This window comes from Bacillus sp. RHFS10 (assembly GCF_016757475.1).
Taxonomy (GTDB): Bacteria; Bacillota; Bacilli; order Bacillales; family Bacillaceae; genus Bacillus; species Bacillus subtilis_G.
The window spans coordinates 657372-678565 of the sequence record NZ_JAESPO010000002.1 but is presented as its reverse complement, the minus strand read 5'-3'; the positions used below and the strand labels follow the sequence as shown (position 1 = coordinate 678565).

20 protein-coding genes are annotated in these 21194 nt (G+C 40.9%); 1 reads left to right on the top strand and 19 read right to left on the bottom strand.

The window, feature by feature from the left end:
• Positions 1 to 80: 80 nt before the first annotated feature.
• On the bottom strand, positions 81 to 1151 hold the full coding sequence (gene psdS, locus JMN17_RS10075; RefSeq protein WP_087993780.1) for a two-component sensor histidine kinase PsdS: 1071 nt from the start codon (positions 1149 to 1151) through the stop codon (positions 81 to 83).
• Positions 1145 to 1858 carry a two-component system response regulator PsdR gene (gene psdR, locus JMN17_RS10070; RefSeq protein WP_202327979.1) on the bottom strand — a complete coding sequence of 238 codons (714 nt, stop codon included), beginning with the start codon at positions 1856 to 1858 and terminating at the stop codon, positions 1145 to 1147. The genes psdS and psdR overlap by 7 nt, the downstream gene beginning before the upstream one ends.
• A 150-nt stretch (positions 1859 to 2008) precedes the next feature.
• Between psdR and JMN17_RS10065 the strand changes: the two genes are divergently transcribed.
• The gene (locus tag JMN17_RS10065; protein ID WP_087993778.1) at positions 2009 to 2218 is read left to right on the top strand and encodes a hypothetical protein; all 210 of its coding nucleotides are present in this window, start codon (positions 2009 to 2011) and stop codon (positions 2216 to 2218) included.
• A gap of 35 nt (positions 2219 to 2253) precedes the next feature.
• Here JMN17_RS10065 and JMN17_RS10060 read toward each other — a convergent pair whose 3' ends face one another.
• The 17 genes from JMN17_RS10060 to JMN17_RS09980 form a co-directional block, all read right to left on the bottom strand.
• Positions 2254 to 3018 carry an arylamine N-acetyltransferase family protein gene (locus JMN17_RS10060; RefSeq protein ID WP_087993777.1) on the bottom strand — a complete coding sequence of 255 codons (765 nt, stop codon included), beginning with the start codon at positions 3016 to 3018 and terminating at the stop codon, positions 2254 to 2256.
• Positions 3019 to 3276 carry an HPr family phosphocarrier protein gene (locus JMN17_RS10055; RefSeq protein ID WP_003219835.1) on the bottom strand — a complete coding sequence of 86 codons (258 nt, stop codon included), beginning with the start codon at positions 3274 to 3276 and terminating at the stop codon, positions 3019 to 3021.
• Between the two features lie 23 nt (positions 3277 to 3299).
• Positions 3300 to 4250, bottom strand: coding sequence for a DNA-binding protein WhiA (gene whiA / locus JMN17_RS10050; RefSeq protein WP_087993776.1), 951 nt, complete (start codon positions 4248 to 4250; stop codon positions 3300 to 3302).
• A gap of 22 nt (positions 4251 to 4272) precedes the next feature.
• A complete protein-coding gene (gene mgfK / locus JMN17_RS10045) occupies positions 4273 to 5226 on the bottom strand; it encodes a gluconeogenesis morphogenetic factor (protein WP_087993798.1) in 954 nt (317 codons plus the stop codon).
• A 1-nt stretch (position 5227) separates the two neighbouring features.
• Positions 5228 to 6115, bottom strand: coding sequence for an RNase adapter RapZ (rapZ, locus tag JMN17_RS10040; RefSeq protein ID WP_087993775.1), 888 nt, complete (start codon positions 6113 to 6115; stop codon positions 5228 to 5230).
• Positions 6116 to 6140: 25 nt separating this feature from the next.
• Positions 6141 to 6608: an 8-oxo-dGTP diphosphatase gene (locus tag JMN17_RS10035; RefSeq protein ID WP_087993774.1), complete on the bottom strand. Its 468-nt coding sequence runs from the start codon at positions 6606 to 6608 to the stop codon at positions 6141 to 6143.
• 328 nt (positions 6609 to 6936) lie between these two features.
• Positions 6937 to 7887, bottom strand: a complete 951-nt coding sequence (gene trxB / locus JMN17_RS10030; protein ID WP_202327978.1) for a thioredoxin-disulfide reductase — start codon at positions 7885 to 7887, stop codon at positions 6937 to 6939.
• 218 nt (positions 7888 to 8105) lie between these two features.
• Positions 8106 to 9503, bottom strand: coding sequence for a C40 family peptidase (locus JMN17_RS10025; RefSeq protein ID WP_087993772.1), 1398 nt, complete (start codon positions 9501 to 9503; stop codon positions 8106 to 8108).
• Between the two features lie 380 nt (positions 9504 to 9883).
• Positions 9884 to 11338: a tetratricopeptide repeat protein gene (locus JMN17_RS10020; protein ID WP_087993771.1), complete on the bottom strand. Its 1455-nt coding sequence runs from the start codon at positions 11336 to 11338 to the stop codon at positions 9884 to 9886.
• Between the two features lie 125 nt (positions 11339 to 11463).
• The gene (gene bmrA, locus JMN17_RS10015; RefSeq protein WP_087993770.1) at positions 11464 to 13233 is read right to left on the bottom strand and encodes a multidrug resistance ABC transporter ATP-binding protein/permease BmrA; all 1770 of its coding nucleotides are present in this window, start codon (positions 13231 to 13233) and stop codon (positions 11464 to 11466) included.
• Positions 13234 to 13400: 167 nt separating this feature from the next.
• Positions 13401 to 13760, bottom strand: a complete 360-nt coding sequence (locus tag JMN17_RS10010) for a hypothetical protein (RefSeq protein ID WP_087993769.1) — start codon at positions 13758 to 13760, stop codon at positions 13401 to 13403.
• Positions 13761 to 13774: 14 nt separating this feature from the next.
• Positions 13775 to 15682: a DUF6792 domain-containing protein gene (locus tag JMN17_RS10005; RefSeq protein WP_202327977.1), complete on the bottom strand. Its 1908-nt coding sequence runs from the start codon at positions 15680 to 15682 to the stop codon at positions 13775 to 13777.
• Between the two features lie 5 nt (positions 15683 to 15687).
• The gene (locus tag JMN17_RS10000) at positions 15688 to 16410 is read right to left on the bottom strand and encodes a lipoprotein YvcA (protein WP_087993989.1); all 723 of its coding nucleotides are present in this window, start codon (positions 16408 to 16410) and stop codon (positions 15688 to 15690) included.
• 443 nt (positions 16411 to 16853) lie between these two features.
• On the bottom strand, positions 16854 to 17549 hold the full coding sequence (locus JMN17_RS09995) for a lipoprotein YvcA (protein ID WP_087993988.1): 696 nt from the start codon (positions 17547 to 17549) through the stop codon (positions 16854 to 16856).
• Positions 17550 to 17678: 129 nt separating this feature from the next.
• Positions 17679 to 18389 (bottom strand): lipoprotein YvcA, encoded by a 711-nt coding sequence (locus JMN17_RS09990; protein WP_202327976.1) that lies wholly within the window; start codon positions 18387 to 18389, stop codon positions 17679 to 17681.
• Between the two features lie 154 nt (positions 18390 to 18543).
• Complete coding sequence (locus JMN17_RS09985; protein WP_202327975.1) at positions 18544 to 19269, bottom strand: lipoprotein YvcA; 726 nt, start codon at positions 19267 to 19269, stop codon at positions 18544 to 18546.
• Between the two features lie 79 nt (positions 19270 to 19348).
• Positions 19349 to 21016, bottom strand: coding sequence for a DUF2339 domain-containing protein (locus JMN17_RS09980; protein ID WP_202327974.1), 1668 nt, complete (start codon positions 21014 to 21016; stop codon positions 19349 to 19351).
• Positions 21017 to 21194: the final 178 nt, after the last annotated feature.

Sequence of the window (21194 nt, the reverse complement as noted above, 5' to 3'; positions counted from 1 at the left end):
TCTGCTCCTCCTTTTTCTTTATTATAAAAAGGAAGTCAGCAGCCTCCCATCGAACTTTCTTGCAATTCCGCGCTCCAACCTTACAATGCTGTCACATTCACTAGGGTGTCACTTGAAAACACGATGGTCATCACCGTGCCAGCCCCTTCTTTTGATTCCGCATACAGGTGGTGGCCAAGCCGGCTGCATACCTGTTTTGCTAAATAAAGACCCATTCCCGTTGCCTCTTTCATGCTTCGTCCGTTTTCTCCGGTAAAAAACGCGTCAAAAATCCGCGGCAGATCCTGCGGCGGTATGCCGATGCCTTCATCAGCAACCGACAGACGCGTCTCACGCCCCTGCGTTTCTATCCGGATTGTAATATGGTCTCCCACCCCTTGCTTTGAGTATTTCAAGGCATTGAAAAGGATTTGCTCGACGACAAAGGAAAGCCATTTTTGATCACTGGAAATCTGAACGGCGTTTGGCGGCACATGTAATGTTGGAAAAAGGCGCCGTTTGATAAACTGCCGTTTTTCCTGATTAATAAGTGAACGGACCAGCTCGGCCACATCAAAGGTTTGGGGCTTTACATCAAATGCAAATTCCTCCAGCCGGGCTGTTTGCAGCATCATATCAAGACCGTGGCGAAATCTCTCATTTTCATCCTCAAGCTCCTCTAAAAACGTCGGAAAAGAAGAAGAGGCTCCGTTTTTTCCTTCTTGAATCATTAAGGAAATAACAGAAACCGGCGTTTTCATATGGTGGACCCACTGATTGGTGAAAGTATAATGCTGTTTTTGCTGATTCATATATTGTAAGAGCCTGCCTTCGTATTGCTGCCCGAGTGTGTTGATCATTTTCGTCCAAAGCGCCTGCTCTCGAGTTCTTGGGTTTCGGGCTTTCAAAGCCTGTCCGATGTCATTCGAAGAAGGCGCTTGTTCTGCAAGCTTTTTGACATAAGTCAGAAAGGAAAATTGCCGAACATAATCAGCAGCAAAACCGGCGGCTAAAAGAACACCGGGTAAAACCCATATGTACATCATATTTTCTGCGGGAGGTTCTGCGCCGCTCTCTATGATGCTTAAATACGCAATCAGCATAGCCGTCCCTATCCCTAATAATGAAAATAAAATTATGGCTAAGCGGTCAATGAGATACGTCTTTAACACTCCGGTTCATCCTTCCGATTGACTTGAAATTGATAGCCTTGTCCCCTTATCGTTGAAATGCAATCTTTCAGTCCTGCATTCTCCAGTTTTCTCCGCAGCCGATTGACATTGACCGTTAACGTATTATCATCGACAAAATCAACGTCATCCCACAACGCCTCCAATAATTCATCACGAGAGACAATTTTTTTATGTTTTTTCACGAAAATGGATAGGAGCTGAAATTCTTTTTGTGAAAACAAAATGCGGGTGCTGTTCCACTCCGCCTCGTTCTGTTCCGGATAAATCGTGAGCCCGCCCAGCTCCATTATTCTTGATTCCTGTGACAAAGAGGGCGAGTATTCACCATATGTGCGGCGCAGGACGCTTTTGATTTTGGCCACCACTACCTCTAAATGGAATGGCTTCGTGATATAATCATCGCCGCCATTTTCAATCGCCATCACCTGATTCATCTCATCGGTTCGTGCCGATATAAAGATAATCGGCGCATTGGAAATGGTACGAATTTGCCTGCACCAATAAAACCCGTCAAAAAAAGGAAGATTAATATCAAGCAGCACAAGATCCGGCTTCATTTCTATAAATTTCAATTTTATATCATTCAGCTGTTCAGCAATTTTCACTTCATATCCGTATTTTTGAAGATGACCGCCCAGCAAAGAAGCAATGCGTTCATCATCTTCCACAAGCAAAATCCGATACACGTTTATCCCCCCTTACATGTATTTCGTGATGACTTTTCTAGAAGATTCCAAAATTCATTATAGCATGTGTCGGGATCGTAAATCGGTCTTTTTCTATTCGTTATGGTAGAATAAAAAAAGGAAAAAACTTCTTGATAAGTAGGTGTCATTATGAAGAAAATCATGCTCTTTGTCACCATTACGTCAATTCTTTCAGCATGTCAGCCGAACTATACCGGGGAATACATAGAAATTGGAGATTCACTAACTGAATACGAAAAAGAGTGCTTTAAAGAGCATCAAATTCCTTATCAATATGAAAAAGGGAAACTGTATATCCCGGAAGATGCATTTGATGTAGTTATCAATACTTGTTCATAAGAAAAAGCTTGCAGTATGTCTGCAAGCTTTTCATGTTACAAAAAATAAGTATTTAATTTCTCTTCAAACTCTGAAGAGACAATATCACTTTTTTGGCTCTCTCCGCCGTTTTCCTGAATCGTCAAATGGCGGTCAGACATGACCATCCGTCCGTTCGATGTCAGCTTTGAAGCGAGCAGTGATTTGTTAAAAGGAGATTTTTCATGAGAATGAATCATGTCCTTCATGTCATCTAAATCACCGGCATCGCTCTCATCAAGGGTAAAAGCGTAACCGATTTGCCAACCTTCGCCTTTATCCATCCACAGCACATGACTGCCCTTTTCTGTCTCTTCTTCTATGATTCGGAATGACCCGACAGGTGATTGTGCCGTTTCTCCGGAAAGCGGTATCGGCTGGAGCGCCAGGTTGATGCCGAAGCCGATATCTAAGATATAATCACCTTTTTCCGCAGAAAGCAATACAGCGGCATGCGTTCCGTCTAACGCCCACTCTTCTTGATGTCCTGCATAAACCGTCCCCCGAATGAGCTTCACTTGAAACCCGGCCTCCCGCAGGACAAAATAAAGGAAACCATTTAAATCGTAGCACAGACCGCCGCGCTGTTCTTTGACCAGACGGCGCCATAGCTCTTCTTTTGTTACCTTATAATCCTCATTTGCGAGTACGGCACGATTTTCAAATGGGAAACGGTATGCCATTGCTTCGAGAAAAAGGGGGAGATCGCCGAAGCTGACATGGTCTTTCTCCCAGCCGATTTTCTGAAAGCAGTCATTTAGAAAGTCACTCATCTTTATCACCTAAACTTCTTCTTGAACATAAGCAGCCAGCTTTTCCAGCGCCTCTTGTTCGTCTTCTCCCTGGGCAATCAAGGTCACCTCAGTGCCTGTGCTTACCGCAAGGCTCATCAGTCCCATGATGCTTTTTGCGTTTACTTTTTTCCCATCCTTCTCAAGAAACACATCTGACGTAAAACGGTTTGCTTCTTGCACAAACAAAGCAGCAGGACGCGCCTGCAGTCCTGTCTTTAATCGAACTTCCACTTTCTGTTGAACCATAAGATCTCCCCTTTTCTTTACGGTTATTTTAAAGTGACGGTTTGCCCTGTCCGCAGCTGTTCCGCGATTTCATCAAGTTTTCTCAGCCTGTGATTGATCCCTGATTTGCTGATTTTTCCGCTTGTTACCATTTCCCCTAGTTCTTTCAGCGTCACTTCCTGATAATCAATCCGCAGCTGCGCGATTTCCCGAAGTTTTTCAGGAAGTGCATCAAGGCCGATCCGTTCATCGATGTATTTAATATTTTCCACCTGTCTGAGCGAAGCGCCGATCGTTTTGTTTAAGTTGGCTGTTTCACAATTAACGAGGCGATTGACCGAATTTCTCATATCCCTGACGATTCTGACATCCTCAAATCGCAGAAGCGAATTGTGGGCGCCGATTACGTTAAGAAATTCGGTAATCTTTTCAGCCTCTTTTAAATAGGTGATATAGCCTTTTTTACGTTCGAGCGTTTTGCTGTTTAACTGAAACTCATTTAACAGGTCGCATAATGAATCGTTATGCTCCTTATAAAGAGAGAAGATTTCTAAATGATACGAGGAGGTTTCCGGGTTATTGACCGAACCTCCCGCCAAAAATGCCCCTCTCATATAAGAGCGTTTGCAGCATCTCTTTTTGACCAGCTCTTCCGAAATACTTCGTTCAAACACAAAATTCTTCTCAAGTATTTTTAAATCCTCTAAAATCGCTTTTGCATTTTCGGAAAAACGCACAATATAGACGTTATTCTTTTTCAGCCGCATTTTCTTTCTGACCAGAAGCTCGACCGACACATCATATTGTTTTTTCAGCAATGTATAGATGCGGCGGGCAATCGCCGCATTTTCGGTTTGAACATCAAGTACGAGATGGCGGTTTGTAAATGATAATGCTCCATTCATCCGGATAAGAGCAGACAGCTCTGCGTTAATGCAGCAGTCTTTCACTTCCAGATTCGTTAATTCTTTTTTTGTTTCCGATGCAAATGACATATAGCCACCTCATTTCAAGGCTTCATTCTTTCAGTAAATCGACAAGAAGAGAAGCCACTTTATGTGTATCGTGACGAATTACGTCATTTTTATACGTTACGATTTGATCTCTGATGACTTCCAGCTCCATCGCTTTCAGCTCTTCGATATCAAAATCAACAGGGCGCGCCGATTCCATTTCGTACTTACGTTTGATTTCGTCAGGAATGTCTTCGCTGTTCACTAATATCGTATCAATAAAACCGCAGCCCATATGCTGATTGAGCGCTTTCACGTGATCAGCAGCGGTGTAATGAAGCGTTTCGCCGGGCTGAGTCATCACGTTGCAAATGTATACCTTTTTCGCCTGCGCCTTTATCACTTCTTCCCCGATTTTTGGGACGAGCAAATTGGGAAGAATGCTTGTATAGAGGCTTCCCGGGCCGATGATAATCAAATCCGCTTCCCTGATTACGTCTATCGTTTCCGGCAGCGGGTCAATATGTTCAGGCGTGAGAAAAACACGCTTAATGCGCTGTCCGTAAGCCGGAATCGTGGACTCGCCTGAAACCACGCGGCCGTCTTCCATCTGAGCATGCAGAACGACACTGGCATTGGCAGCCGGCAAAACTTTTCCTCTTACATTCAGCACCTTGCTCATTTCTGTGACAGCGTGAAAAAAATCACCGGTTATATTTGTCATCGCTGCCAAAATCAAATTCCCGAGAGAATGGCCTGTTAAGTCATTCCCCTTATTGAAGCGGTGCTGAAAGAGATCTTCAACAAGCGGCTCCACATCGGATAAAGCGGCAAGCACATTTCTGATGTCTCCGGGAGGCGGAATTTTCAGTTCATTCCGCAGACGGCCAGAGCTCCCCCCATCATCGGCAACTGTCACAATGGCCGTAATGTCAACTGGTTTATGCTTTAAGCCTCGAAGCAATACAGAAAGACCCGTACCCCCGCCAAAGATTGCGATTTTCGGTTTTTGTCCCATCTTATTTCCGGCTTCTCTTTTCAATGTCCCGGTGAGTAACATGAGTATAGTAATCCTTCTTGAAATAATCAGCTAAATGTTCGGCAAGTGTCACAGAGCGGTGCTGGCCCCCTGTGCAGCCGATCGCAATGACGACCTGGCTTTTTCCTTCTCTTTTGTAAGATGGAAGCATAAAGCTCAGCAGATCGATCAATTTTTCATTGAACTTCTGCGTTTCATTCCACTTCATGACGTAAGAGGAAACCTCTTCATCCTTGCCAGTCAGCGGCCGCATGCTTTCGATATAATAAGGATTCGGCAAAAATCTGACATCAAAGACGAGGTCTGCGTCAATCGGGATACCGTATTTAAAACCAAATGACATGACATTCACAGTAAATGTTTCTCCTTGGTTTGACGCAAAGTGATTTACGATTTTTTCACGCAAATCACGCGGCTTCATGTCTGACGTATCATAAATCATTTGAGAGCGGCCTTTTAATTCCTCAAGCAGTTCACGTTCCAGGCCGATGCCTTCAAGCGGAAGGCCAGTCGATGCCAGCGGATGTGAACGTCTCGTTTCTTTATATCTCGTGACGAGAATGGAATCCTTCGCGTCCAAGAATAAAATTCGCGGTGTAATCCACGGATTTTCCGCCATTTCATCCAGCGCTTCAATCATTCGGTCAAAAAATTCACGTCCTCGCAAATCCATCACAAGCGCAACCTTGCTCATTTTCGAATTTGATTCCTTCATCAGCTCTAAAAATTTCGGAAGTAATGAAGGCGGAAGATTATCGACGCAGAAATAGCCGAGATCTTCAAAGCTTTGAATGGCGACAGTTTTTCCCGCTCCCGACATTCCGGTTATAATGACAAGCTGAATATCATGTGATTCACTAACACTCATCTAACTCCCCCCTGACTTGTACTTTCTATTTAATATGCTGCGGGTCTAAACGATAACTGAGCAGCTTAAAGTCCGGTGTATACGTAAATGTACCGTGCAGCAGCCCTTGTCCCTTCATCATAAAATCAAGAATATGGCCATCTCCCGGGGCCATTGGGAGGTTTTGAATCTCCTCGACATTGTGCCACTGCAATTTGCCTTCCTCTGATTCAGATACATTTTGTCCGGTATAAGAATCAGCGACAAACGTAAACATCATCCACTCAGAAACTATCTGGTCACCTTCTTTAATGATAAAGGTAAAAACGCCTTTTAACTGAGGGTTTATGATATAGATACCAGTCTCTTCTCTGTACTCTCTGATGACGGAGTCTCTGACTGATTCCCCGCTCTCCATTTTGCCTCCCGGCGCGACCCACCAGCCGCGTCTCGGCTTTTGAAGCAGAAGGACTTTGTCATCCGTCTGAAGCACACAATTTGTCACTCTTTGCAAGTACGTTCACCTAACCTTCTCGTCCTGTCATCGTCTCTTTATTATACCGCTTCAAGATGCCTCCCACAATGAAGAGACATTGACAATCTTTCCTTCTATTTTACAGCATATTCATTTCTGAGCTCAGGTGATTTTGCTGTAACAGGCATCCGCCTTTATTTTCACACAAAAAAAGGACACGGATAACTGGAGAATCCGTGCCAAAAAAGTGTATTCATTATAAAAAGGGGGTCAATTACGTTATTAATCATAACCGAAAAGCATTACACATGTGTTACAGCGGAATTAAAACCCAGTAACGTAATATGAAACTCGTATGACAGCCTTTTTATTTTAAGGTTTTCAGCGTTTCTTGGAGCTCTTCGACATAATGCTGGACGCTTTGTGCCGCAATACTTCCGTCTCCTGTAGCTGTTACGATTTGGCGCAGTGATTTTTCGCGAATGTCTCCGGCAGCGAAAATCCCTTCAACCTTTGTTTCCATCCGGTCGTTTGTTTCGATGTAGCCCTCTTCATTCGTAATGCCCAGATTTTCAAACGGTTTAGACAGAGGAAGCATGCCGATGTAAATGAATACGCCGTCTGTTTTGAATTCACTTTCTTCACCGGTTACCGTATCGACAAGCGTTACGTTACCGACTTTGCCGTTTTCTTCATGAATTTCCTTCACAGTTTTGTTCCATAGGAAATCAATTTTTTCATTATCAAATGCTCTCGCTTGGAGAATGCTTTGCGCACGGAGTTTATCACGTCTGTGAACAATCGTTACTTTTGAAGCGAAACGTGTCAGATACACGCCTTCTTCCACCGCGGAATCTCCCCCGCCGACAACGACAAGCTCTTTGCCTTTAAAGAAAGCGCCGTCACATACTGCACAATAAGAAACACCGCGCCCGCCTAATTCTTTTTCGCCAGACACGCCTATTTTCTTATACTCCGCACCCGCGGAAATGATGACTGCACGTGCTTTATATTCTTTTGAACCGGCTTTCACCACTTTGTACTCTTTGCCGTCAACGACTTCTTTAATATCGCCATAAGCGTATTCAGCGCCAAATTTTTTCGCGTGTTCAAACATTTTGTTGGAAAGCTCAGGTCCGAGAATGCTTTCAAACCCAGGATAGTTTTCTACATCTTCCGTATTTGCCATTTGCCCGCCAGGAATTCCTCTTTCAATCATTAATGTCGATAAATTTGCTCTTGATGTGTATACAGCGGCCGTCATCCCAGCAGGACCCGCGCCGATAATAATCACGTCATATACTTTTTCTTCTGACACACTATTCACTCCTTAACACGTCTTTTTCAAGTTAGGGCGCTTCTTTATATGATAAGAGTCCCCATCTAACGTATTCCTTACCCATATCCTATAAAATCTCAGGGTGATACGCTATTTTTTTGCTCATTTTTTTCTGATCATGATTAAATGTTTTTTTTAGGGGTATATGTATTAATAAAGAAAGAGCCTTCTGTTCAAGAAGGCCCTTGTCTTATTTATTATTGAACAACACGTCTTACAACGCCTTTGAATGCATCTTTCCAATAACTATTGCTCATAGAGTCAACTGATACACCATGAGATGAATTGTCATTAAGGAAAGTACCGTTTCCTAAGTAGATTCCTACGTGACCGTTCGTTTTGTATGTGTCAAAGAAAACTAAGTCTCCGCGCTTCATTTCTGACGCGCTGACAGCTTTTCCTCTTCCAACTAACGTGTCAGTTGTTGTTCCGCCGACAGGTCCAAGGTTGACACCTGCAGAAGCGTATGCCCAGCGTACAAATGATGAGCAGTCAAAAATACGGTTGTTGATATCAGACTGAGAGCGTCCGCCGCCAAATTTGTACGGAGATCTTCCGACAATGCTTGACCCAACGCTGATCGCGCCTTCAATTCCGCCTGAGTTACTGATGACAGTGCCGCCTGAATTGCTGTTTGAACCGCTGCTCTTCTTAGAAGATGAGCCGTTAGACGAACTGTTTGATGAACCCTTAGAAGAATTGTTTGAAGAATCATCATGAGATGAGCTTGCTGTTGCTGTTTCAGTTGTAGCTGTTTGTGTCTCATCAGATGCTTTTTGCGCTTCTTCCTGCTTTTTGATCAAAGCAGCCGCTGCTTCTTGTTCTTTTTTGATGCGTGCTTGTTCTGCTTCGGTATCTGCTTTTTGGTTAGCAAGCTCAGACGCTTCTGATTTTAATTCAGAAATCGCGTCAGCCGTTTTCTTCTGGCTTGCTTTTGCTTCTTCAAACAGCTTGTCTTTATCATCAAGCTGTTTATCAAGGTCTTTTTGCATGGTTTCTAATTTAGCCAATGCAGCTTGAACTTCTTTCAGCTTGTTATTCAAATCCGCTTCAGAATCTTCAAGCTTCGCTTTATCCTGCTCTTGCTGCTTGATTAAATCTTTGTCTGCATCCACAATAGATGAAACCGCAGTCGCGCGAGAGATAAAGTCACCAAAGCTAGTTGATCCTAAAAGGACATCTATGTACCCTTGAGATCCGCCGCTTTCCTGTAAAGAACGAACGCGTTTTTTCAAGATTTCGTTGCGCTTTTCAATGCGGGCTTCTGTCTCTTTAATCTCTTTTTTCAGTTTTTTGATTTCTTCTTTTGTTTTATCGTTTTCTTCTTTTTTATCTTCGATCTTGTTGCTTGTATCAAGCGCCTTATCGTTAATGTCTTTCAGTTCTTTTTCAATCTTTGATTGATTTTGCTGAAGCTCAGTTAATTCTTTTTCCTTCGCTTCGATGCTGGAAGCAACCTCAGATTGCTTGCTTTCGATATTTTCTTTCTTTTCATCTAATGTTTCCGCCGATGCAGTTTTACTTGTAAATGGGATCAAAAAACTGCTTGTACCGATGACGGAAGCCAAACCAAGTGTCAATAAACTCTTTCTCACTTTTTATATCCTCCCTTTACTGTGAACCTGTTCTCATGTGGAATCGTATTTTAAACATCAAGTTTCGTTCCTCATACTCTACGAGGAATGATGGTTGTTTATGGTTAATTATTCTGCGCATCTCTTATTCTGGCTGTATAGCGTTTATTTCACATCATATGTAAAAAACACTAATTCCTTATGTACGAGAATCATTATACCATCAAGTTTCGACAAATTAGCGATAAATTTTATTACATTTGTGTTTCAAACAGATGTCAAGTCGTTCATCATTTGTCATTTTTCTTAAACGAGTAAAAAAACTGTCGATATTATTTTCTTAATATAATCTATCAAACCAAAAAAAGAGTCGATTCTAAGAATCAACTCTTTAAAATATTCTATTCTAGAATATCATCAATATATTTCATATATTTCGTCAATGTTGCCGGAGAGATGCCGAATCGAGCTGCTGTGTCTTTTTTCGTATCATGTTTGCCGTGCGCTTCTTTCCAAATATAACAAATCGCGGCTGCCCAGCCTTTCTCATTTTTCAACGGAGCGGCTGCGCGGATTTGCTGGATGACATGGAACACCCAACAGCTCATGACTTCTGTTTTCATCTCTTCTTTTTCAGCTTGCTCTAATAATTTGACGGTTTGATAAGCGAAAAGTGCATCCTCTGATACGTCAGCAGCCGCGGAATCTCCATTCAAGAGCAGCTGCACAAAATGATTTTCGAAAGGAGCGGTCATTCTCTTCGAGTGTATCACCGCTTCTAGATGCTCCGTTTCACCCTTTGTGCTGCTGATATAATAGGCTGCGAGACGTTGTTCTACGGATGAAGGAAGTGCTTCCCTCCGCTCAACCCAGGGAGCCGGGCGGTCCTCTCCGGGATATTGCGACTCGGCTTTTCTCCAGATCGTCTCGGCAAATTCAGTATGCCCTGTAAAATAAGCGGAGCACGAGAGCCAGTAAAAGAATGTATCGTCACCTTCAAAGCCGCTTTTATATAATGATTTGAGCCATTTATATCCGAGCTCATAGCGGCCGACAAGCGCCAAAGTAGCTCCCAGTTTGTATCGCTGTTCCAATAGCATCGGATACACATTGGAAAGCCGGTCACTCAATTCCGCCACTTTTTCGTCTTCTCTTTCATAATAGTAGAAAACGAGAAGATTGCATAAGGCGTGAAGGTTTCCTTCATTATGACTGAGCACTTGATAAGCGGTTTCCTTTGCTTTAACGATGTTGCCTGAATAGAAATAGGCGAGCGCCAGATTGTTGTATGCTGACCAAAGCTCCGGATATTCAGCTGTGATTTCCTCAAGCGCCGCCACAGCTTCAGCAAGCTGGCCGCTTTCCAAGAGGGACTTTGCCCGATCCTGTTTCACCAGCAATTCATCCTGATCATACAAAGAATCCTCAGGCCCGCCGTCTCCTAAATCTAGCAATTCAAGCAGACTATCGTTTTCTTCAGCGAATTCACCGTCCGGATCCGCATCTGAATAAGCGGCCGCTTCTTTATAAGCTTCTTGAAAGAGCCCCAGGTGGGCAAAGTTATTCGCTTTAAAGTAATGGCACTCCGGCATTTCGATCTCCAGATTTGCCATAATATAATCAAGAAGATCGTTCGACTCTTGATATTGGCCCATTTCTGAATAAATGACCGCAAGCTGCGAAAGCATCTCTGAATCCTCCGGCTCCAAATGAACCGCGCGCTGAATCAGTTTGCTTGCCCGTTTCAGATTGCGCTCTTTATACGCTTTCAAGCCTTTATGAAAAAAATATTGTCCATCTTGAAGCAGCTGGACAATTTGTGCGTGATTTTTATGTTCAGAAGTGTGTTTTCCCACAACTACCCTCCGTTTTATACAATGTTACCGTCAGTAGTATACCATAAATCATCAGCTCCTCAATAGTTCAAAAGGAAGGATCGGGAAAATCCCTCCGTTTTTTTACTGGCTGATTCGACCAAAATTTACCCGGCTTTGTTTTCTAAATCTGAATTCATTTTCAGCTGCTGTTCAGCAAAATCTTTATATAGATCATGCGAAGCCATTAATTCATGATGTGTGCCCCGGCCGGTAATTTCTCCTTTTTCAACAAACAAAAGCTGGTCCGCGTCTACAACAGTAGATAGGCGGTGAGCGATGACAATCGTTGTGCGGCCCTCCATCAGCACCTCGAGCGCCTGTTGGACTGATTTTTCAGATTGGCTGTCAAGACTTGAGGTCGCTTCATCAAGCATGAGAATGCTCGGATCTCGGAGAAGCGCTCTCGCAATCGCGATTCTTTGCCTTTGTCCGCCTGACAGCATAATGCCGCGTTCACCCACCTCTGTATCAAGCTGATTCGGAAGCTCCTTTATAAAGTTGAGCGCGTATGCCATCTCCGCGGCTTTTTCGATCTCGGCATCCGTAACATCACGTTCTAACCCGTAACAAATATTTTCTCTGATCGTTCCTGACATTAACGGGCTTTCCTGTGATACATACCCGATGTGCTCCCGCCACGATTCAAGCGAGTAAGTATCAACCGGCTCTTCCCCCAGCCGAATGGTCCCCGCAGTCGGTGAATAAAAACGTTCAAGCAGCTTAAACAGTGTTGTTTTCCCGCCGCCGCTCGGACCGACAATCGCTGTGACTTTCCCTGCTTCAATCACGGCGCTGATCTCTTTCAAGATCAGCTGATCGGGCTTATATCCAAAAGACACGCGATCAAGCTGAATAGGCAAATGTGCGTCTTCGATTTGTTTTCCTGTGACAGTATCTTCCTCTTCTTCTGCCAAAATCTCAATCATCCGTTCTGTTGCGCCGATTGATTTTTGCAGCTGTGTGAAAAACGTTGTAATCTGGCCCATCGGCATAATAATTTGAAACAAATATAAAATAAAAGCCACGAGTGCTCCGGCGGTAAGCTCGCCTGATGAGACCTGCATGCCGCCGTATCCAATGACTGCCACAAGCGCTGCCATTAATACAAGTGAGATGAGCGGACTGACAAGCGACTGAACCTTGGCTTCACGAACTCCTAGTTTAAATAATGAAGAAATCCCCAGTTTCCCCCGCCCATATTCGACAACCTCCGCATTTGAAGCCTTGACGAGTCTGATTTCCGGAAGAATTTGATTCAGCAGGCCGGTAAAACGGGCTGTTTCATCTTGCGTTTCGCGGGAAATGGTGAACATCTTCCGGCCAATCGGAATTAAGATTAGAGCGGCAAGCGGTACAACAACTAATACAAGCAGTGTCAGCTTCCAATTCATAATAAACAAGATTGTCAGTGATCCAATGACCGAAATGATGCCTGTAATAAACCCGCTAATATGGGTTGTGATCAGTTCTTTGACCACCATCGTATCATTTGTCACACGGCTGACGGTTTCTCCGGAAGCGTTTGTATCGAAATAAGGGACAGGGAGCTTAATTAATTTCTTCCATAATAAATCCCGCAGCCCAGAGATGATTTTTTGCCCATTATAGTTAAGCGCATAGGTGGCATAAGCGCTCAAAGCGGCCTGAACGAAAAAAACAAGCGCGATCAGCCCGATTTGTGTCCCTGAAAGAGCTGACATAGAAAAGCCATCGACAAGCTGCTTCGTTAGTAATGGAATGAGCAGGCTGACCAGTGTCGTTACAATACTAAGAACCAGCGCAAAAGCAAGCTTTCCATAAGAAGGATTGGTCTGCTTCACTAATGCAAAAAAGGGTTTTAATTTACTTTTCGATTTTTGTTGCTGGGTTGGCATATACTTTTTCCTCCTGTTTCAGCGTTCAGAAAGGTGAAATGTCGTATCAAAAGGATGTTTTTTACTCTTTCTCAATCATATCAATGGAGAGAGACTTTTTCAGTATATTTTTGCCATAATAAAAATAAAAATCTCCCACTCATGATTTGAATAGGAGAGGTATGGTCTTATACATCCTTAACAGGCTTCTTTTTCCTGTAAGTCAATGTCACATCCTGCTTTCGCAGGTCTTCAACTATCATTTTGTACCGATCCACTTTTGCTGTATGTTCTTCTTTTATCATTTGAAGTGCGGCTTTTTGTTTTTCACTTTTTGATTCAAGCTCTTCTTTTATTTTTTTGACAATCAATCCTTTTTGTCCTTTGATTTCTTCTTTTAGCGAAGACTCAAATTTCTTTGTCAGGCTGAGGATGTCGTTGATCGGTTGATTGAGGCTGCCTGCTTTCCCCTTCATTTCGTCCTGGGTAAGAAACATATAGGTGGTTGATACAATTTCTGTTTCACTTTCTGAAAATAAGGAAGTCACTCTTCATATTCCTCCTAAAGCTGAAAATCAAATAACTGAGAAATCATTTCTTCTTTTTCAAACAGCTTTTCAATACTCTCGCGGATGTTTTTGCTGAAATCTCTTTTTTCTGTTGCCTGTTTTTTTAATTCAGCAACAATCCCATCGTTAGCAGGGAGCGCACCTGTGTGGAACGCTTCATGAACTGAGATTTTCTCCAATTTATCAAATGTGTGACTGAAACCGGCCGCAAGCCGGAATTGAAGATCGAAGGCATAATGCGAAGGATTTTCTTCCATGTGATGAATAGCCGTGATGATCGCCTGTTTTTTGTCTATAAAGTCTTCATTGATTTCCTGGCTGTAAACCTTCTGGTACTTAGAAATCGCATCTTCCATATCTTCAACGATCCTCATACCGTTTTGATAGATTCTGACAGCAGATGAGATATTAACTTTAATCGTTTCTCCCGAGCCGCTCTTCCCTGTAAAGTAAATATCGGAGCCTTTATAGCTGAAGCCTTTTTCCTTTGATAATGCGTTCAGCATTTGCACGATGCTGTGGCCGTCGACGATGAGTTTTAACGCGTCTTTTGTTTCTGTGTCGAGTGTTTCTATAGAGGACAAAATTGACTTTACGTAATCTACTATTTCACCAACATCTTTTAAAGCGTGCGTAAATTGACCATGCTTTAGATGATCAATAAAATGTTCATACCGTGATTCTATGCCTCGCATACTCGCATTAATATTCGATAATTCTTTTTTGATCACTTTCTTTTGCGTTTCATCAATATACCCATTTTCAGCTAGCTGATCTACGACCGGTCCGCTGTTTCCCAATAAGGTATGGAGAAAACCTAAAAACGCTGGCAAATTCTCTTTAATTCGGCCATACATTTGCTTAACGTCATCAAAGTTTTCATAAATGACACTCGCTTTCGCTAAAGCACCATCTGTGTACTTCACTTTATCTATCAGCTCTATGTCAATCCCGCTTGCAGCCTTTACAAAACCGTTCAAGCCGTCTTTTTTATAGTCACCCTTATATTTTTGAAGGAATTCTTGAATCGCTCTCACGTCTTCATCAGGGATCCCATCCATAATGTTTCGGATGCCTTCTACACTTGTATTTGTATCTGCCATCTTCACATCGCCGAATGTAATGAAGTCCGCCTTGCCGCTCGCACCGTACAGCGGGTCATCTTTTGAGATGCGCTGAGTGATATTTGCTGTTACGCCTTTGTCTTTGTAGTATTTTTGGATCTCTTTTTTTAGCTTTTCTGGTGGGATCTCATTAATATCTTTTAAGCGTCTAATATGAAATTTATGCATTATCGTATCTCTCAAATTTAAATCAGTTGCTAAAAGGTGATCAACGCTTATTTGAGCTCCGTTAACTCCATATACTTCATCAAATTCTCCATCAATTAATTGAACCATCACCTGATTATTATTAGCCAGTGAGTGACCCATAGCAAAGGTCTTTAAATCATTAGAGTCATTTGTTTCTTTTTTTGCATTTCTTGTAAACTCTTTTGTCGCTTGATACTGGCTGTCATCCATCCCTAAAAAGAGACCAAAAAAATTGTATGACCAGTCCTCGTTATCAGCACTGCCCTCTGAAATAATATGAAGCTGATTAATGTGTTGTTTATCGTCCTTAATATAAATAGCTGTACCATCATATCCGGACTCTCTAATTGATGTATCTACTTTTGAATTTTTTTTAATAAGTTCATTAGATGTGTATATTTCCACATTTTTTGGAAGATCTTTATGTGTTTCTTCTTTGTATATTCGGCGCACATCGGCTTCAAAATCTGTTTTAGCTTTCTTTATTTCACTTTCTTTATCAGAAGCAAATCTTTCTTTATAATCGTACTCTAAGTTAATTAAACGCAGTTTTACATTTTCATTTTCAAATATATTCTTATGTTCCATTTCTTCTATTTCTCCTTTTTAACTTTTAAAAAGGTAATAGAGTCTATTATTTTTTGAACTTTTTTTCTGGCATCTTCTTCTTTTAGTGAACAAGACTCTTTATCTTTATAGCAGGCAAATCGAAAAGAATACTCTATCCCCAGATAATCCTCTTTTGTCGATTTAACATAACCAAAAAATCTATAAGAAAAATTATTCTTTCCCTCTACATCATCAAAAACACTTTTCTTTTGAGCAGAATATACAATTTTGTCAGATAGCTCTCTTTCTTCGTATTTTCCTTTATAACTATTTCTACCGCTTACAATATCCAGCATTGTATCCTTGTCATTTGCAAAACTTTTGTCTTGATGATAATCCAGTTGACCATCATATTGAATGTCAGTTTTTTTATTAAAACTATCAAATACTATTGTTTCTTCATTTTCTCCTGTACTCGAAAGATCAGGTGCGTACTCCCCATCCTCCGGAAACAACATCCTAAATCCTTTCAGCTTTGACTCAAGCAAATAATACCCTGGCTCCTCTTCTTTCGTTGACACCATGTACTCTCTCGTTTTTTCGTCCTGAAATGCCGGAACTTGCGGCAAGTCTTTTGGATCCATGTCTTTTGGTTTTACGACTTCCGTTTTATTATCATTTGTGCTGTTTTTTTCATTGTCGTTCATACTGCATCCTCCTGTCAGAGCAAGTAATAAGCTAAAACAAATAAATAGGATCTTTTTCATTACGAACCTCCACGGATTTTTAAGCTGATTTATCAAAATCATACTAATGACCCTGTCAAAAAGTGATTATTTTATCCTTGTTCATGTTACAACATGGAATAAATTTGATAAATAGGGAATTGGACTTGGTTTACACTAATAAACATAAGGGAGGACTTAAGAAATAGGCTAAATAACTCACATACCAAAAGACCACTGTTTTCCCTCGGCAATCTTAGACAGTCATTACTGTCCTTTTTTCAAAAACATCTTTGAGATAAACAAACCTTTGACCACTAACAGGATCACAAAACAATCACAATGGAACAGCCACGACAAAACTGTTTTAGCCCCTTTTGTAGTTACCCTAATACTATCGAAAAAAGTTTCGGGTAGGTGAACACGCGCATATCGGGAATCTTCAACTATCTTCTAATATTTAATACATCAGTGTTTGTATTTTTTTACACATCGCAAAAGATAACAGAGTTTAATATTTTTCTAACCTTTTCTTCATTGTCTTTTGAATTTTGTTTACAGGCCTGAGCATTTGCAGAACAGCTAAACATAAAAGAGTATTCCATCCCTAAATAATCTTGTTTTTTTGATTTTATATAACCAAGATAGATATAAGATGGTTTTTCTTCGTTGTCAAAGTTTTCTTGTTTTAAAGCAAAATAAATATCCTTATCCTTTGCTTCTAATTTTTCAAAATTACCTTTGTATTCACTTTTACCGCTAACGATATCCAACATAGTCTCCGGATCGTTTATAAATGATTCATTTTGATAAAACTTTACTGAAGCATTCATTACTATATTCGTTTCTTTATTCATACTGTCAAAAAATAGTGACTCGTTTTTCTTTGAAGTTTCAGAGTCTGAGTACTCCCCATCCTCCGGAAACCACATCCTAAACCCTTTCAGCTTAGATTCAAGCAAATAATACCCGGGCTTCTCTTCTTTCGTTGACACCATGTACTCTCTCGTTTTTTCGTCCTGAAACGCAGGAACTTGGGGCAAGTCTTTTGGATCCATGTCTTTTGGTTTTACGGCTTCTGTTTTATTGTCATTTGCCGTATTTTTATCATTGTCATTTATACTGCATCCGCCTGTCAGGGCAAGTAATAAGCTGATGCAAATCAAGATGATTCTTTTCATGACGAACCTCCATGGGTTTTCGGCTAATTTACCTAAATCATTTTATGACCTTATTACAAAGTGATTTTTATTCTTAATTTTACATTCTCATCTTCCAATATATTTTTGTTTTTCGTGTTATTTCTCCTGTTAATGATTTAAAAAGGTGATGGATTTTACGTGCTTTTTAACCTTATCTCCTAAATTGTCTTTATCTAACGTACAAGGCTTCTCATTATTTGGACATCTAAACATAAACGAAAATACGATACCTGCTTGTTTTTTCTCGGGTGACTTGATATAGCCGAAATATCTGTATGAAAAGCTGTATTTATTTTTATCGTTTTGAAAATGATTTTTCTTATGAGCAATATAAATATCTTTATCTTCGTTCTTTAGCTTTTCAAAACTGCCTTTATAACCATTTTCACTACTAACTTGATCTAACATTGTCTCAGGATTGTTAATAAAAGATGTTCCTTGATAATATTCTATATGCGCATTTAGCATTTTATTTTTTGTTTCATCATAACTATCAAATGGAATGATTTCTTCGTTTTCATCACGGCTAGACAAATAGCTTGAGAACTCCGCATCCTCCGGAAACAACATCCTAAACCCTTTCAACTTAGACTCCAGCAAATAATACCCCGGCTCTTCTTCTTTTGTTGACACCATGTACTCTCTCGTTTTCTCGTCCTGAAACGCAGGAACTTGCGGCAGGTCTTTTGGATCCATGTCTTTTGGTTTTACGGCTTCTGTTTTATTGTCAATTGTACTGTTTTTTTCATAGTCGTTTATACTGCAACCGCCTGTCAGGGCAAATAATAAGCTGATGCTGATCAAGATGGTTTTTTTCATGACGAACCTCCGCAGATTTTCGTTGTTTACCCGAATAATACAATCACCTTATTGGGTTTCTATCATTTCCTTGCATTCATTGAGGCAAACTGTTGTTAATAGTCATATTCTAAATCAATTATCCGTAACTTTACGCCCTCATCCTCATTTCATCTTATTTGTCCTTTTTATCTATTAAAAAGCTGATAGAATGTATTAATTTCTCAACTTTATTTTTAGCCTTTTCTTCTTCTAGGGAGCATGGTCGATTTTCATTTTTGCATCCGAAAGTAAAGGCGTATTCAACTCCTAGGTTATCTTCTTCTAGAGATTTCACATATCCAAAGTAACTGTATGAATCATTATATTTTCTATCAATATTTTCAAAGATGTCTTTTTTCTTACCAAAATAGATATCCGTGTTCTTGTTACTACTTTTCTTGTATTCACCTTTATAATCATTTTTTCCACTTACAATATCTAGCATTGTTTCAGGTTCATTCACAAAACTTTCTTCTTTGTAATATGTTACATGACCATCAAACATTACATTGGTGTCTTTCTCATAACTATTAAATCCAATACTTTCTTTATTTTTCCCAGTCAACGAGGATCTTCTTGATAGATATTTCGCATCCTCCGGAAACAACATCCTAAACCCTTTCAGCTTAGACTCCAGCAAATAATACCCCGGCTCCTCTTCTTTCGTTGACACCATGTACTCTCTCGTTTTCTCGTCCTGAAACGCGGGAACTTGCGGCAGGTCTTTTGGATCCATGTCTTTTGGTTTTACGGCTTTTGTTTTATAGTCCTCTGTGCTGTTGGTTTCATTGTCGTTCGTACTGCATCCGCCTGTTAGGGCTAGTAATAAGCTGAAGCTGATCAAGATGATTTTTTTCATGACGAACCTCCATATAGTTAACTGATAGAATCAAACGAACAAAAAACCGCCGAGTTCTCTCGGCAGTCTTGGCCAGGCATTATGGTTTCTCTTTTTTCGAATAAAATATTCTGGAGATAAACAGTCCAATGACCCCTAACAAGATGAATAAGACCGCTCTCCAAACAATATCAATCGAAGCAGAATCTATTAAAATCATTTTGGCCAGTGTAATGAATAAAAATATCAGCCCGATTCGGTTCCATGTCTTGTCTTTGGTTGCGTAATAAACAGCGTACATCACGATGACAAATATAAACCAAGACAGAGATACCCCGACATTACTGGATAGGCCGTCAATCTTAGCCGTCATCCAAATGGATAATTTGCTGAAGAATACAAGCATCAGGAATGAAACGGTGTATGAAACAACAATCTTGACTTGTTTATATTGTATTTTTTTCGAATACAGATAGGCGGCAAAAAGTGAGCTGATCAGCAGCAGCCAAGAGACAATGCTGAGAATGTGTAATGAGCGTGCCGGGTATTGCATGAGGCCGCACGATGCCTGTAGTACTACAATCGCCCCGGCAATGCCGATCAGCCAGCTTTTTTTGCGGTATGACACGTAACACATCATGATTCCTTGTAACGTGAATATGATGTACAGCAAAATCTCATTTTCATCTAATACATCCGCTGCTAATATATTGAAATAAATCATAGAAGTGAGAAAAAACGTATGTTTGATTTCGGCAAATTCTTTTCTTTTCCATAAGCTTAACAACAGGTACAACACAAAAGCAGCAGTATAAAAGGCGTATAACGCCGTATCGTTTTTTAGATACAGGACTAACCCTGTGATGAAAACGACAAAAGCTCCGATTGAAACGGCTGTGAGATAGACGGCTTTTTTAAATGGGCTGTGCGATCGTAAAGCCGAGAAGATCATGATCGCCTGCTGCATCGTAAATACAGCAAGTGTCCAAACCGATACCTGTGCATCGGTAAATGATAAGAAAGCAAAAATCGCTAATATGAACGCATAGTTTGCTATATTCCATGCCACACTGTACTTTTGTTTGACTGTCTCATACATTAAGCCTGAGAAAACCAATGACTCATATATATAAAAGATGTATTCGTTTCCTTGTTCCCCGCCAAATAAAAACGGATACAGGTAAACACCTGCGCCGATAATCGCAATTAGTGTTTGTGACCGATATTTTCTTGATATGTACACACCGCCCGCAACGCCTGCAGCAAGAAGGATCACTGTAAGCGGGGTCGGGATAATCTCGTATAGCATGTTCCCCGCAAATAAGGAAACGATGTAGACAATATTACTGCCCGCCAATAATGAAACGCCCAGCACACTGGCATTTTTCTTATATTGCCTGCTGCCGAGAACATATAGCACAATGGAGACCATGAGTCCTGCCGCCACCCTCATATATGTATTGATCCAACCTTTTTCAGCAGCCGCTGTAAACGCCCAAATCATACCAAGAAGAAAAACAAAAATAAAGATTTTTGGAAGCCAATTTCCTGCCATGTTTTCTAAAGTTCGTTTCTCTTCCTTTGACGGAGCCGGTGCCTGTTTTGGCACTTCGGTTTCTTTGCTGATTTTTGAATGCTCTTCCGTTTTGACTATAGTTTGTTCCTGCGCGCCTGCCATGAGATATGCGATCTCTTTTTTGACATTGGCCAGTTCTTGTTCCAAACGTCCAACTCTTTTGTTCAGTTCATCAATTTTATCGTTCACCATTCTCTCCCCATTTTCGAATTTACTTGCTTTTTCATGATATGCCTTTTTTTACTCTCCTTACCAGTTTCCACAAAATCATGCTAAAGACCTGCTATCCAACAGGGATTTTCATCCTTAGTTATGTTACATCATGGAAAATTTTCGATGAATAGGGAATTCGATTGGTTTTTTTATGTAA

What these genes read in the sequence shown, in the direction of transcription:
- JMN17_RS09980 (WP_202327974.1), bottom strand. Translation starts at nt 21,016, where the DNA reads ATGGTGAACGATAAAATTGATGAACTGAACAAAAGAGTTGGACGTTTG.
- JMN17_RS09990 (WP_202327976.1), bottom strand. Translation starts at nt 18,389, where the DNA reads ATGAAAAAAACCATCTTGATCAGCATCAGCTTATTATTTGCCCTGACA.
- JMN17_RS10005 (WP_202327977.1), bottom strand. Translation starts at nt 15,682, where the DNA reads ATGGAACATAAGAATATATTTGAAAATGAAAATGTAAAACTGCGTTTA.
- mgfK (WP_087993798.1), bottom strand. Translation starts at nt 5,226, where the DNA reads ATGGGACAAAAACCGAAAATCGCAATCTTTGGCGGGGGTACGGGTCTT.
- JMN17_RS10000 (WP_087993989.1), bottom strand. Translation starts at nt 16,410, where the DNA reads ATGAAAAAGATCCTATTTATTTGTTTTAGCTTATTACTTGCTCTGACA.
- bmrA (WP_087993770.1), bottom strand. Translation starts at nt 13,233, where the DNA reads ATGCCAACCCAGCAACAAAAATCGAAAAGTAAATTAAAACCCTTTTTT.
- JMN17_RS10055 (WP_003219835.1), bottom strand. Translation starts at nt 3,276, where the DNA reads ATGGTTCAACAGAAAGTGGAAGTTCGATTAAAGACAGGACTGCAGGCG.
- JMN17_RS09985 (WP_202327975.1), bottom strand. Translation starts at nt 19,269, where the DNA reads ATGAAAAAAATCATCTTGATCAGCTTCAGCTTATTACTAGCCCTAACA.
- rapZ (WP_087993775.1), bottom strand. Translation starts at nt 6,115, where the DNA reads ATGAGTGTTAGTGAATCACATGATATTCAGCTTGTCATTATAACCGGA.
- JMN17_RS09995 (WP_087993988.1), bottom strand. Translation starts at nt 17,549, where the DNA reads ATGAAAAGAATCATCTTGATTTGCATCAGCTTATTACTTGCCCTGACA.
- whiA (WP_087993776.1), bottom strand. Translation starts at nt 4,250, where the DNA reads ATGTCATTTGCATCGGAAACAAAAAAAGAATTAACGAATCTGGAAGTG.
- JMN17_RS10065 (WP_087993778.1), top strand. Translation starts at nt 2,009, where the DNA reads ATGAAGAAAATCATGCTCTTTGTCACCATTACGTCAATTCTTTCAGCA.